The 12,134-nt window shown below is 71.9% G+C and carries 13 protein-coding genes, 1 tRNA gene and 1 pseudogene; 9 read left to right on the plus strand and 6 right to left on the minus strand.

The window, feature by feature from the left end; translation table 11 throughout:
• Nucleotides 1-777, plus strand: a 777-nt coding sequence (locus ACWJ6R_RS09530) for a rhodanese-like domain-containing protein (RefSeq protein ID WP_449061857.1), incomplete at its 5' end; no start/stop codon positions are given.
• Between the two features lie 139 nt (nucleotides 778-916).
• Here ACWJ6R_RS09530 and ACWJ6R_RS09535 read toward each other — a convergent pair.
• Nucleotides 917-990: transfer RNA gene (locus ACWJ6R_RS09535), tRNA-Pro, on the minus strand.
• Nucleotides 991-1,022: 32 nt separating this feature from the next.
• The gene (locus ACWJ6R_RS09540; RefSeq protein ID WP_449061858.1) at nucleotides 1,023-1,946 is read right to left on the minus strand and encodes a metallophosphoesterase; all 924 of its coding nucleotides are present in this window, start codon (nucleotides 1,944-1,946) and stop codon (nucleotides 1,023-1,025) included.
• A gap of 92 nt (nucleotides 1,947-2,038) precedes the next feature.
• On the opposite strand from ACWJ6R_RS09540, the gene ACWJ6R_RS09545 reads away from it, so the two are divergent.
• Complete coding sequence (locus ACWJ6R_RS09545) at nucleotides 2,039-2,494, plus strand: GatB/YqeY domain-containing protein (RefSeq protein WP_191896460.1); 456 nt, start codon at nucleotides 2,039-2,041, stop codon at nucleotides 2,492-2,494.
• A 136-nt stretch (nucleotides 2,495-2,630) separates the two neighbouring features.
• On the opposite strand, the gene ACWJ6R_RS09550 is transcribed toward ACWJ6R_RS09545, so the two are convergent.
• Complete coding sequence (locus tag ACWJ6R_RS09550; RefSeq protein ID WP_449061859.1) at nucleotides 2,631-4,826, minus strand: transglycosylase domain-containing protein; 2,196 nt, start codon at nucleotides 4,824-4,826, stop codon at nucleotides 2,631-2,633.
• A 299-nt stretch (nucleotides 4,827-5,125) separates the two neighbouring features.
• On the opposite strand from ACWJ6R_RS09550, the gene ACWJ6R_RS09555 reads away from it, so the two are divergent.
• The gene (locus ACWJ6R_RS09555) at nucleotides 5,126-5,422 is read left to right on the plus strand and encodes a WhiB family transcriptional regulator (protein ID WP_068898049.1); all 297 of its coding nucleotides are present in this window, start codon (nucleotides 5,126-5,128) and stop codon (nucleotides 5,420-5,422) included.
• Nucleotides 5,423-5,504: 82 nt separating this feature from the next.
• Here the strand turns inward: ACWJ6R_RS09555 and ACWJ6R_RS09560 are convergent, their stop codons facing one another.
• Both ACWJ6R_RS09560 and ACWJ6R_RS09565 read right to left on the minus strand, forming a co-directional pair.
• A complete protein-coding gene (locus tag ACWJ6R_RS09560) occupies nucleotides 5,505-6,668 on the minus strand; it encodes an ArsA family ATPase (protein WP_449061860.1) in 1,164 nt (387 codons plus the stop codon).
• Complete coding sequence (locus tag ACWJ6R_RS09565) at nucleotides 6,665-7,666, minus strand: ArsA-related P-loop ATPase (protein WP_449061861.1); 1,002 nt, start codon at nucleotides 7,664-7,666, stop codon at nucleotides 6,665-6,667. Before ACWJ6R_RS09565 ends, ACWJ6R_RS09560 begins: the two co-directional genes overlap by 4 nt.
• Before the next feature lie 141 nt (nucleotides 7,667-7,807).
• Between ACWJ6R_RS09565 and ACWJ6R_RS09570 the strand changes: the two genes are divergently transcribed.
• The 4 genes from ACWJ6R_RS09570 to ACWJ6R_RS09585 all read left to right on the plus strand — a co-directional run bounded on the left by ACWJ6R_RS09570 (nucleotide 7,808) and on the right by ACWJ6R_RS09585 (nucleotide 10,154).
• Entirely contained in the window at nucleotides 7,808-7,963 is a 156-nt protein-coding gene (locus ACWJ6R_RS09570; RefSeq protein ID WP_141703503.1) for a DUF4177 domain-containing protein, read from the plus strand.
• A gap of 5 nt (nucleotides 7,964-7,968) precedes the next feature.
• Nucleotides 7,969-8,427 carry a RidA family protein gene (locus ACWJ6R_RS09575; protein WP_449061862.1) on the plus strand — a complete coding sequence of 153 codons (459 nt, stop codon included), beginning with the start codon at nucleotides 7,969-7,971 and terminating at the stop codon, nucleotides 8,425-8,427.
• Between the two features lie 111 nt (nucleotides 8,428-8,538).
• Nucleotides 8,539-9,366, plus strand: coding sequence for an NUDIX hydrolase (locus ACWJ6R_RS09580; RefSeq protein ID WP_449061863.1), 828 nt, complete (start codon nucleotides 8,539-8,541; stop codon nucleotides 9,364-9,366).
• Nucleotides 9,363-10,154: an MBL fold metallo-hydrolase gene (locus ACWJ6R_RS09585; RefSeq protein ID WP_449061864.1), complete on the plus strand. Its 792-nt coding sequence runs from the start codon at nucleotides 9,363-9,365 to the stop codon at nucleotides 10,152-10,154. Before ACWJ6R_RS09580 ends, ACWJ6R_RS09585 begins: the two co-directional genes overlap by 4 nt.
• 72 nt (nucleotides 10,155-10,226) lie before the next feature.
• Here ACWJ6R_RS09585 and ACWJ6R_RS09590 read toward each other — a convergent pair whose 3' ends face one another.
• Nucleotides 10,227-10,907, minus strand: coding sequence for a Crp/Fnr family transcriptional regulator (locus tag ACWJ6R_RS09590; RefSeq protein ID WP_189238410.1), 681 nt, complete (start codon nucleotides 10,905-10,907; stop codon nucleotides 10,227-10,229).
• Between the two features lie 233 nt (nucleotides 10,908-11,140).
• Here ACWJ6R_RS09590 and nth point away from each other — a divergent pair, with 233 nt between their 5' ends.
• Nucleotides 11,141-11,860, plus strand: a complete 720-nt coding sequence (gene nth, locus ACWJ6R_RS09595; protein WP_449061865.1) for an endonuclease III — start codon at nucleotides 11,141-11,143, stop codon at nucleotides 11,858-11,860.
• A gap of 86 nt (nucleotides 11,861-11,946) precedes the next feature.
• Nucleotides 11,947-12,134: pseudogene (locus tag ACWJ6R_RS09600) on the plus strand (coenzyme A pyrophosphatase); the annotation flags it as partial.

Consider the following 12,134-nt stretch of genomic DNA (forward strand, 5'->3'; position numbering starts at 1 on the left):
GTCACCGACGTCACCGACGTCACCGACGTCACCGACGTCACCGACGTCACCGACGTCACCGACGCCGCGGAGGCCTTCGCCGACGCGCTGCTCGCCGAGCCGATGCCGATCCCGGCGTTCTACCGGCACATGGGCAGGGCCAACATCCTCGGCGTGCCGCCGATGCCCTCCCTTGAGGTTCCCGAGCTCACCGTCACCGCCGTGCCCGGAGAGGCGCGGGTGGTCGACGTCCGCCCCCGGAAGGCGCAGGCGCAGGGAGCCCTTCCCGGATCCGTCGGGATCGAGCCGGGCGACGACTTCGGCAGCTGGGCCGGGTGGCTGCTGCCGTACCGGACGCCGATCGTGCTGGTCGCCGAGCGGGGGCAGGACGTCACCGAGGAGGTCGTCCAGCTCGCGCGGATCGGAATGGACACGGTCCGCGGCGTCGTCCGCGACCTCGGCCCGGCGGCCACGCAGACCTTCACGCTCGTGGACCTGCCCGCCTTCCTCAGGCATCTCGACCTGCCCGGCGCGCAGGTGCTCGACGTGCGGATGCCCGCCGAGTGGAAAGCGGCGCGGCTGGAGGGCACGGTGGAACGGTTCCTGCCCGACCTGGTGACCGAGGGCGTCCCGGCCGCCCTCGACCGGGACCGCCCGGTGCTGGTCGCCTGCGGTTCCGGGCGCCGGGCCTCCATCGCCGCGACCCTGCTGGCAGGGGAGGGCCACCGGCCCGTCGTGCTGACGGGCGCCGGGATCCCCGACGTGATCGCCGCCCGCACCGAGCACCGCGCCGCCTGACGGTCCGGGCGGGACGCCGCCTGACGGTCCGAGTACCGCACCGAGCACCGCGCCGCCTGACGGTCCGGATGGAAAACGACCGAGGGCCCGGCCGCCATCTCTGGCGACCGGGCCCTCGGCCTCGGGAATCACTGCAACGTCGGGGTGACAGGATTTGAACCTGCGACCTCTTCGTCCCGAACGAAGCGCGCTACCAAGCTGCGCTACACCCCGGTGCACGCCGTCTTGCTCGTGCTTGGGAAAGTCTAGCGGACTTCGTGGATGCTTGTGCCACCCCGGCGGCGCGGCACGAGGGTGAGGAGCGAGGCCTCCGGGAAGCAGGCGAACCGGACCGGAGAGTACGGGCTGGTGCCGAGGCCCGCGGAGACGTGGAGATAGGCGGAGTCGTGGCGGCTCAGGCCCTTGACCCGGGCCCGGTCGATGCCGCAGTTGGTGACGAGCGCACCGTAGAACGGGATGCAGAGCTGGCCGCCGTGGGTGTGCCCGGCCAGCAGGAGCTGGTAGCCGTCGGCGGCGAAGCGGGTCATGTTGCGGGGCTCGGGGGAGTGCATCACGCCCAGACGGAGGTCGGCGTCCGCGGGGGCGGGGCCGGCGATCCGGTCGTAGCGGTCGTAGTCGATGTGGGAGTCGTGGATGCCGCCCACGGCCACGTCGAGGTCGGCGACCTTGACGCGGGCGGTGGCGTTGTTCAGGTCGAGCCAGCCCCCGGCGGCCATCCCGGCGCCGAGCTCCTCCCAGGGCAGGTCGGGCGTGTTGCGGCTGTTGTCGCCTTTGGAGGTCCGCCACAGGTAGCGCGCGGGATTCTTCGGGCGCGGGGAGTAGAGATCGTTGGAGCCGTACACGAACAGGCCCGGGCGCTCCAGCAAGGGCTCCAGGGCGTGCAGCAGGGCGGGGACCGCCTCGGGGTGGGCGATCGAGTCACCGGTGTTCACCACCAGGTCGGGACGGAGGTCGCCCAGGGAGCGGACCCACTCGATGAGCAGCCGCCGGCCGGGGGTGAGGTGCAGGTCGGACAGGTGCAGGACGCGCACCGGGCGCTGTCCGGGCTCCAGCACCGGCACGTCGAAGCGCCGCAGCCGGAACGCGTTGCGCTCGATGACCGAGGCGTAGGCCAGACCGGCCAGACCGGCGCCGAGCAGGGACAGGGGCACTGCGGCTGCTTTCCTCACCCCTCCATCATGCCCGAGCCGAGCCGCCGATCCGGCCCGCCGGACGGAAACCCGGAATACAACCGGGCTGGTGAGGCGGCAAGATGGACCGCATGAGCGCATTGAAGGACAAGCTGAAGGCCGATCTGACGGCCTCGATGAAGAGCAGGGACGAGATCCGCACCCGGACGATCCGGATGGCCCTGGCCGCCGTGAACGTCGAGGAGGTCTCGGGCAAGACCTCCCGCGAGCTGACCGACGACGAGATCGTCAAGGTGCTGACGAAGGAGGCCAAGAAGCGCCGCGAGGCGGCCGAGGCCTTCGGCGGGGCCGGCCGCACCGAGCAGGCGAAGGCCGAGATGGACGAGCAGGCCATCCTGGAGGAGTACCTCCCGGCCCAGCTCTCCGACTCCGAGCTCGCCGCGCTCGTGGAGGAGGCCCTCGCGGAGAGCGGCGCCTCGGGACCGCAGGCGATGGGACAGGTCATGAAGGTCCTCAACCCCAAGGTCGCCGGGCGTGCCGAGGGCGGCCGGGTGGCCCAGGCCGTACGGGCCCGCCTGGCGGGCTGAACGCCGGGCCGTGCGGGCCCGTCCGGCGGGCTGAGTCCCGGAAGGCGCCTGCGGGCTGACAACGTGAAAGAGCCCTCCCCGGCCGTCACCGGCCTTGAGGAGGGCTCTCTTCGCTTCGCGTCACCGCCGCGGGCGGTCAGGGGATGATCGGAGCGCCGCCGTTCGCGTCGCCCCAGCCGGGCGGGGGCTCCACGTCGGTGCCGTCGCCGCCGCCGTCGCCACCGTCGCCTCCGCCGTCACCGTCGACCTTGGCGGGCTTCTTGGGCGGAGGGGCGCACCGGCCGGCCGAGCAGCCGCCGAAGCGCTCCATGTTCACCGGGGTGAACGGCGTCGCCTCCACGCCCTTCAAGGCACCGATCATGGACTGCTTCCAGATCGGTCCGGCGATCGAGGCGCCGTACACGTAGGAGTAGTAGCGCCCGCCGATGGTCACGCCGATCAGGTCGTGCTGGAAGGCGCCGCGCGGGTCGCCGATGCTGACCGCGGAGGCCAGGTCGGGGGTGAAGCCGGCGAACCAGGCCGCGGTGTAGGCGTCGGTGGTGCCGGTCTTGCCCGCCGCGGGGCGGCCGATGCCGCCGACGCCGCTCATCGTGCCCTTGGTGAACACCCCGGACATGATGTGCGCGGCCGCGTCGGCGACCTCCTCGTCCAGGACCTGCTTGCACTTCGGCTTGTAGGCGGTGGCCTTGTTGTTCCGGTCGCGGATCTCGGTGATGGCCATCGGCTTGCAGTAGGCGCCGCGGGCGCCGATCGTCGCGTAGGCGGCGGAGACCGTGACCGGGTCCATCTCGTTGATGCCGAGCGTGAAGGTCTCGAACTCCTTCAGCGGCTGCCCGTCGGCGCGCTTGATGCCCAGCTTCTGGGCCGTCTTGACGGTCTCGCAGAGCCCGACGACCTCCTCCAGCTTCATGAAGAAGGTGTTCACCGAGCCGAGGGTGCCGGTGGTCAGGGTCTTGAAGCCGCCGCCGCCCTCACTGGAGTTGCTGACCGTGTGCGAGGGCTCGCCGACCCGGTTGCCCTTGCAGTCGCGGAAGGCGCTGCTGCTCGGCGCGTTGTAGCCGGAGCCGGTGCTGAAGCCGTCGTTCAGCTTCATGCCCTTCTCCAGGGCGGTGAGCAGCGTGAAGGGCTTGAAGGTGGAGCCCGCCTGGAACCCGGCGCCGCCGCCGTGCAGCACGTCGGCGGCGAGGTTGTAGCTGATCTCGTTCTTCTTCTTGTTCTGCCCGAACTTCCGGCTGGCGGCCATCGCCTTGATGGCGCCGGTGCCCGGCACCACCATGGCCTGCGCGGCGACCGGCTTGTCGGTGGTCTTGACGTAGGCCTTGATGGCCTTCTCGGCGGCCTTCTGCGCCTGCGTGTCGAGCGTCGTCTTGATCGTCAGGCCACCGCGCTGGAGGAACTTCTTGCGCGCCTCGGGGGTCTTGCCGAAGTCCTCGTTGTTGAGGATCTCGTGCTGGGCGTAGAGGCAGAAGTAGGGGTACGGGCTCTCGTCGCAGCCGCCGGGGACCGGGACGTCCTTGTAGCCGAGCTTCTTGGCCTTGGCCTCCTCGGCCTCCTGCGGGGTGATCTTGCCGCGCTTGGCCATCGTGTCCAGCACGAGGTTGCGCCGCTCCAGCAGCCGGGCGCGGGCGGCTTTGCCGGTGTTGGGGTCGGTCACGCTGGGGTTCTGCACGGCCCCGGCCAGCGTGGCGGCCTCCCACAGGGTCAGCTTGGAGGCCGGCTTGCCGAAGAACCGCTTGGAGGCGGCCTGGATGCCGTGCGCGCCCGCGCCGAAGTAGGAGATGTTGAGGTAGCGCTCGAGGATCTCCGACTTGGTGTACTTCTCCTCGATGGCCAGCGCGTAGCGCAGCTCCTTGAGCTTGCGTTCGAGGGTGGGCGCCTGGGCGGCGGCCTGCTCCTCCTTGGTCTCGGCGCTGTTGACCAGGACGAGCTTGACGTACTGCTGGGTGATCGACGAGCCGCCCTGCACGACGCCGCCGCCGGTGAAGTTCTTCACGGCGGCGCGGGCCGTGCCCTCCAGGTCGAGCGCTCCGTGCTCGTAGAACCGGTAGTCCTCGATCGCGACGATCGCGGTCTTCATGACGTCGGCGATCTGGTCGAGTTTCACCGACTCGCGGTTCTCGTAGTAGAACTGGGCGAACTGCTTGCCGTCGGCGTCCAGCAGGATGGTCCGCTCGGGCAGCGGGGGCTCCTTGAGCTCCTCCGGCTGCAGGTGCAGCTCCTGGATGGCGGACTTGACCGTCACGCCCGCACCACCCATCGCCGGAAGCGCGATGGCAGCGACCAACACCCCCGCGGCGGCGCCCGCGGTGACGAGCCGCAGGACGTTCCCCACTGCCGACTTCTGATCTTTGCCTTGAGCTTGCACGAGAACAAGAGTACGTCGGGTGGGTGGCTCGAACGGTAACGGAACACTGTTCGCGCTTGGCGTTCCCTTGAATCGCGGACAGGTAACTAGTCATTCCCGGCCACATGGCCGCCCATGACCATGCAAGAAATTGGTCCCGCCGGGGTCTGTCGGCCCGAACGTCTGATTGCGTACGTTCTTCTTCTGCGGCAACTGAATACGGAAGCCCGACGACCGCGCCCGTCGGCTCCAAGTCACGACTGACCACCTAAGGGGAGTGGGGTCGAATGTGGATCACGGATTGGACGTCCAGCGCGGCCTGCAAGGGTGCGGATCCTGACGCGCTGTTCGTCCAGGGCGCTGCCCAGAACCGGGCGAAGCTCATCTGCCGAGGGTGCCCGGTCCGAACCGAGTGCCTCGCGGACGCGTTGGACAACCGCATCGAGTTCGGGGTGTGGGGCGGGATGACCGAACGGGAACGCCGGGCGCTGCTGCGCCGGCGACCCGATGTCGACTCCTGGCGGGACCTGCTGGAACTGGCCAAGGAAGAGTACGAGCGGACGAACGAGCTGATCGCCGGCTGAGCCCGCGAGCCGCCCCGGCATGATTTCCGACCCCGTACGGCCGGCGCCGCCCGCCGGCCGTACCCATGTCGTCCGAACCCGGTCAGGCCGCCGGGCGCCACCGTCCGGCCAGCAGCTCACCCACCTCGCGCAGGCCCTCCAGGTCGTGCACGTCCGTGGGCATCGCGGCGACCTGGACGATCGGCACCGTGGGGTGGGCGGAGACGAAGTGCTCCTGCTCGCGGTGCTCGCGGGCGGCCAGTTGCATGCGGTCGGCGTGCAGCCGCAGCACCGCCGAGGTCAGCTCGTGCTCGCCCCGCGCCTCCAGGTCCTCGGCCGCCGCGCTGCTGCGGGCCGCCGACAGCCCGGAGACCGGCGAGCGGTGGACCCGGTTGACCACGAGCCCGGCCAGCGGCATGCGCTCCTCGGCCAGCCGCTCCACGAAGTACGAGGCCTCGCGCATCGCGTCCCGCTCGGGGGCGGCGACGACCACGAACGCGGTCCCGGGGGCCTGCAGCAGCCGGTAGGTCTGGTCGGCACGAGCCCGGAACCCGCCGAAGACGGCGTCCAGGGCGGACACGAACGTCTGCAGATCCTTGAGCACCTGCGCGCCCAGCAGTTTGGTCAGGGTCCCGGCGACGAACCCGAAGCCGGCGTTGAACAGCTTGAAGGCGCTGCGGCCGCCGACCTTCGCCGGGGCGGTCAGCAGGCGGATGAGCCGCCCGTCGAGGAAGCGGCCGAGCCGTTCCGGCGCGTCCAGGAAGTCCAGGGCCGACCGGGAGGGCGGGGTGTCCACGATGATCAGGTCCCAGTCGCCCGACCGGCGGAGCTGGCCGAGCTTCTCCATCGCCATGTACTCCTGCGTGCCGGAGAAGCTGGACGACAGGGACTGGTAGAAGGGGTTCGTCAGGATCTGCCGGGCCCGCTCCGGATCGGCGTGCGCCTCGATGATCTCGTCGAAGGTCCGCTTCATGTCGAGCATCATGGCGTGCAGCTCGCCCTCGCCGTCCACGCCCGCGACGGGCCGGGGCGTGTTGTCGAGCTCGGTCAGGCCCATGGACTGGGCCAGCCGCCGCGCCGGGTCCACGGTGAGGACCACGGCGCTGCGCCCGCGCTCGGCGGCGCGCAGCCCCAGGGCGGCCGCGGTGGTGGTCTTGCCCACGCCGCCGGAGCCGCAGCAGACGACGATCCGGGTGTCGCGGTCGTCGATGATCGCGTCGAGGTCGAGCACGGGGGCGGTGCGGTGCCCTCCGGTCCGCTCGTTCATGCTGCTCCCTGGGTGCGGATCGATTCGGCCAGCTCGTACAGCCCGGCGAGGTCCACGCCGTCCGGCAGCAGCGGCAGTTCGTAGCGGGGCCGCCCGGCGGCGTCGAGCGAGGCCCGCTCCTGGCGCTCCAGCTCGGTACGGCGGGCGTGCTCGACGATCTCCTCGGTGAGGGCGGCGGCCACGGCGGCGGCGTCGGCCCCGTCGGCCAGCCCGGCCGCCTTGAGGCCGAGCGCCAGCTCGTCCGGGTCGAACCGGCCGGCGGCGGCCGCCTCGACGGCCTCCGCGGGCAGCAGCGAGGTCCTGACCATGTTGGTGAAGACGCCGCCGGGCGGCAGGCCCGCCGTGCGCAGCTCGGCCAGCCCGTCGAGGGTCTCCTGGACGGGCATCTCCTCCAGGAGGGTGACGAAGTGCACCGCGGTCTCGGGTGAGGCGACGACGCCGTTCACCAGGTCGGCGTGGTTCTTGATCGGGCCCATCCTGGCCAGCCCCGCGACCTCGTTGGTGACGTTCAGGAAGCGGACGATCCGGCCGGTCGGCGGGGCGTCCAGCACCACCGCGTCGTAGACCCGCCGGCCCTCCTTGTCCCTGCGCCGCACCGCCTCGGTCGTCTTGCCGGTGACGAGGACGTCGCGGAAGCCGGGGGCGATGGTGGTGGCGAAGTCGACGATGCCCAGCTTGCTCAGCGCCCGGCCCGCCCGGCGCATGCCGTAGAACATCTCCAGGTAGTCGAGCATGGCCTCTTCGGGATCGATGGCCAGCGCGTGGACGTCGCCGCCCCCCGGCGCGACGGCTATCTTCCGCTCCTCGTACGGCAGCGGCGGCAGGTCGAAGATCTGTGCGATCCCCTGGCGCCCCTCGACCTCGACCAGGAGGACCTTTCGGCCGCCCGCGGCGAGCGCGAGGGCGAGCGCGGCGGCGACCGTGGTCTTCCCGGTGCCGCCCTTGCCGGTGACGACGTGAAGCCGTACCCCATCCCAGTCGGTGTCGCGCGCTTTCACAGTTCGAAGGCTACCCAACGGTTACTTCAGGACTCGCGCGGGCCGTCGTTTGGGATGCGATTCACACCGGTGCGCGGAGGCCGGGCCGTGCGGGCCGCGCCGGGGGCGTCCGGCCGGGGAGGTCTCGCTAGTGTGTCTCGCATGACGAAGTGGGAGTACTCGACGGTGCCGCTGCTGGTCCACGCGACCAAGCAGATTCTCGACAACTGGGGCCAGGACGGCTGGGAGCTCGTCCAGGTCGTGCCGGGGCCGAACCCCGAGCAGCTGGTGGCCTACCTCAAGCGTCCGAAGGAGTAGGCGCGGTGTCCCCCGAGGAGAAGCTGGCCGAGCTCGGCCTGAAGCTGCCCGAAGTGGTGCCGCCGCTGGCGGCCTACGTCCCGGCCGTCCGGTCGGGCGATCACGTCTACACCTCGGGCCAGGTCCCGATGGTGGACGGCAAACTGGCGGCGACCGGCAAGGTCGGCGCCGAGGTGAGCGCCGAGGAGGGCCGGGAGATGGCCCGGATCTGCGCGCTCAACGCCCTGGCGGCGGTCGCGTCGGCGGCCGGCGGCCTGTCGAACGTGGTCCGGATCGTGAAGGTCGTCGGGTTCGTGGCCAGCGCCCCGGACTTCACCGGCCAGCCGCAGGTGGTCAACGGCGCCAGCGAGCTGCTCGGCGAGGTCTTCGGCGAGGCCGGGGTGCACGCCCGCAGCGCGGTCGGCGTCACCGTCCTCCCGCTGGACGCGCCGGTCGAGGTCGAGCTGATCGCCGAGGTCCGCTGACGGCCGCCCGGGAGGCCGATGATTGCCCGGGATGTGAGCCGTACCACATGATGGACCCGGAAACCGAGTGATGTTCGGGTGGATTCCGGTGATCAGGTGAAAGGTTCAGGCATGGGTGGGATTCCGCTTCCCGGGGAGCTCGGCGAGCGCGCGCGCGACATCCTGGCCGGGCGGGCCGACCCCGTCCCGGCCCGGGACGCGGCCACCGTGGTCGTCCTGCGCGAGGGCCCCGAGGTCTACCTGCTCCGGCGGAAGGCGAGCATGGCCTTCGCCGCCGGGGCCTACGTCTTCCCCGGCGGTTCGGTGGACCCGCGCGACGCCGACCAGGCGGTCGCCTGGGCCGGGCCCTCGCCCGCCGCGTGGGGCGAGGTCTTCCGCGCGGACGAGAGGACCGCGCGGGGCCTCGTCTGCGCCGCGGTCCGGGAGACCTTCGAGGAGTCGGGCGTGCTGCTGGCCGGCTCCTCGCCGCACTCCGTCGTGGACGACACCACGGGAGACGACTGGGAGGCCGACCGGCTCGCGCTGATCGACCGGACCCTGTCCTTCGCCGACTTCCTCGGCAGGCGCGGCCTGGTCCTCCGTTCCGACCTGCTCCGCCCCTGGGCGCACTGGATCACACCGGAGGTCGAGAGCAGGCGCTACGACACCCGCTTCTTCGTCGCCGCGCTCCCGCCCGGCCAGCGCACCCGCGACGTCGGCGGCGAGGCCGACCAGGTCGCCTGGGTACGGCCCGGCGACGCGATCGAGCAGGGGGCGAGGGGGGAGATCTTCCTGATGCCGCCCACCCACCGCACGCTGAGCGAGCTGACCGCCTACGAGAAGGTCGCCGACGTGCTCGCGGCCGAGCGGGAGATCGTCACCTTCATGCCGCGGATCGCGGAGGTGGACGGCGAGATGCACATCGTGCTCGACGACGACTACCGGTTCGGCGCGGCGTGAGCGGGCTGCGGATACCGCTGGAGGGGCCTGACGGGGCGGGCACGGAGCACGCGCTCAACCTGCTGGCCCCCAACCCGTCCCCGATGACCCTGGACGGGACCAACACCTGGGTGGTCGGCCGGGGGGAGGAGGTGCTGGTCGTCGATCCGGGGCCGGACGACGAGGCGCATCTCGCCCGGTTGGCGGAGCACCTGCGGGACCGCAGGGTGACCGCGATCCTGCTCACCCACGGGCACCACGACCACAGCGGCGGCGCGCGCGCCTTCGCCGAGCTGGCCGGGGCCCCGGTGCGGGCGCTGGACCCCAGACACCGGCTGGGCGACGAAGGACTCGGGGACGGCGACGTGGTCGCCGTGGGCGACCTGGAGATGCGCGTGCTGGGCACGCCCGGCCACTCCGCGGACTCGCTCTGCTTCTGGCTGCCGGCGGACCGGGCGGTGCTGACCGGGGACACCGTGCTCGGCCGGGGGACGACCGTGATCGCCCCCGACGGCGACCTGGCCGACTATCTGCGCTCCCTGGACCTGCTCCGCGCCACCGCCGAGCAGGTCGGGGCCGAGGCTCTGCTCCCCGGTCACGGCCCGGTGCTGCCGGACCCGATCGGCGCGCTGGACGGCTACATCGCGCACCGGAGGCGGCGCCTGGACCAGATCCTGGCCGCGCGCGAGAGCGGCGCGGCCACGCCGGCGGAGATCGTCGCGATCGTCTACGCGGACGTGGACCGCTCGCTCTGGCCCGCGGCCGAGATGTCGGTCCGGGCCCAGCTGGACTATCTCGGCCACGCCTAGCCACGCCGTACGGCGGTGTCCCCCGTGCCCGGCGGCGTCCCGGTGCCCGGGCGGCGCCGGGCGCGGCGGTGTCTAGCGCGAGCGGTTGTGCAGGCGCTCGATGTCCATGATGACCACGGCCTTCGCCTCGATGCGCAGCCAGCCGCGCTGGGCGAAGTCGGCCAGAGCCTTGTTCACCGTCTCCCGCGAGGCGCCGACCAGCTGGGCCAGCTCCTCCTGGGTGAGGTCGTGGTGGACCCGGACCCCGTCGTCGACCTTCTGGCCGAAGCGGTCGGCGAGGTCGAGCAGGGCCTTGGCGACCCGGCCGGGCACGTCCGTGAAGACCAGGTCGGCCAGGACGTCGTTGGTCCGGCGCAGCCGCTGGGCCAGGGCGCGCAGCAGGTGCAGGGCGACCTCGGGGCGGCCGGTCAGCCAGGGGCGCAGGTCGTCGTGGCCGAGCCCGGCCAGGCGGACGTCGGTCAGCGCGATGGCGGAGGCCGTACGGGGGCGGGGGTCGAACAGCGACAGCTCGCCGAACATCTCGCCCGGGCCGAGCACGCTGAGCAGGTTCTCCCGGCCGTCGGGAGCGGTCCTGGACAGCTTGATCTTGCCTTCGAGGACGACGTAGAGCCGGTCACCCGTCTCGTTCTCGTTGAAGAGGGTCTGGCCCTTGGACAGCTGGACCTCCGAGACGCTGGTGCGCAGGGCGGCGGCGCCCTCGCGGTCGAGCGCGGAGAACAGGGGGGCCCTGCCCAGCACGTCGTCGGTGTTCACGGTGCCTCCTTGTTGAGGTTTCACGCTCGGTCCCCGGTGCTGCTGCGCTCGGGTGACGCCGTCAGCGGACGGCCCGTCCCTCGTCCTCGTGTCCGCACGTCGTCCTCTGGCTCTGCGCTGATGTGGTGTCGTCGGCGCGGGCGCCCCGTGACCGGTCCCCGGCGTCCGCAACAGCCATTGTGACTCATTCCACCACGGGGCTCGGCGGGGACCCGGACGCATAAGCTGTCGGGGTGCTTCGCGAAGACCCCCGGGCGGGCGAGTCCAGACTCGCGCTGGTCCGCCGCGCCCGGCGAACGGACCGGATCCTGGCGGAGACCTATCCCGACGCCCACTGCGAACTCGACTTCACCGATCCGCTGGAACTGCTGGTCGCGACGATCCTGTCCGCCCAGTGCACCGATAAAAGAGTCAACCTCGTCACCCCAACGCTTTTCGCCAAATACCGGACGGCGGAGGACTACGCGGGGGCGGACCGGGCCGAGCTGGAGGAGATCATCCGCTCCACCGGGTTCTTCCGGGCCAAGACGGCGAGCATCATCGGCATGGCCCAGGCCCTGTGCGAGCGGCACGGCGGCGAGGTCCCCGGCAGGCTGAAGGACCTGGTCGCGCTGCCGGGCGTCGGGCGCAAGACCGCCAACGTGGTGCTGGGAAACGCCTTCGGAGTTCCGGGCCTGACCGTCGACACCCACTTCCAGCGGCTCGTCCACCGGTTCGGCTGGACCGCGGAGACCGACCCGGTCAAGATCGAGCACGTCGTCGCGGAGCTCTTCCCGAAGCGCGACTGGACGATGGCCTCCCACCGGCTGATCTGGCACGGCCGCCGCATCTGCCACGCCCGCAGGCCCGCCTGCGGCGCGTGCCCGCTGACCGCCCTGTGCCCCTCGTACGGCACCGGCCCCACGGACCCCGTGCAGGCCGCGAAACTGGTGCGTCCCGGCCCCTCCTCGTAGTGGCCCCGCCGCGGCCGGGGATGCCGGGGCCGGCGGCGGGAAGCACGGGCGGGGGCGACGTGTTGCAGAAGACCGGAGGTGTGGCGGTGGAAGTGCCCGAGTGGTTGGAGACGCTGGCGGAGCGGGCCGCGCAGAGGCCGGTGCCGCCGGCGCTGCGCCCGCCCAGGTCGGGAGGGCGCAAGGCCGCGGTGCTGCTGCTGTTCGGCGAGGGGCCGCTCGGTCCCGACGTGCTGCTGATCCAGCGCAGCTCGCGCGGGCGGCGGCACGCGGGGCA

Source organism: Planomonospora algeriensis (assembly GCF_977012225.1).

Excerpts from the sequence above, each read along its gene's own strand:
- ACWJ6R_RS09560 (WP_449061860.1), bottom strand. The coding sequence starts at position 6,668 with ATGAACGAGCGGACCGGAGGGCACCGCACCGCCCCCGTGCTCGACCTC.
- ACWJ6R_RS09570 (WP_141703503.1), top strand. The coding sequence starts at position 7,808 with ATGACGAAGTGGGAGTACTCGACGGTGCCGCTGCTGGTCCACGCGACC.
- ACWJ6R_RS09545 (WP_191896460.1), top strand. The coding sequence starts at position 2,039 with ATGAGCGCATTGAAGGACAAGCTGAAGGCCGATCTGACGGCCTCGATG.
- ACWJ6R_RS09555 (WP_068898049.1), top strand. The coding sequence starts at position 5,126 with ATGTGGATCACGGATTGGACGTCCAGCGCGGCCTGCAAGGGTGCGGAT.
- ACWJ6R_RS09580 (WP_449061863.1), top strand. The coding sequence starts at position 8,539 with ATGGGTGGGATTCCGCTTCCCGGGGAGCTCGGCGAGCGCGCGCGCGAC.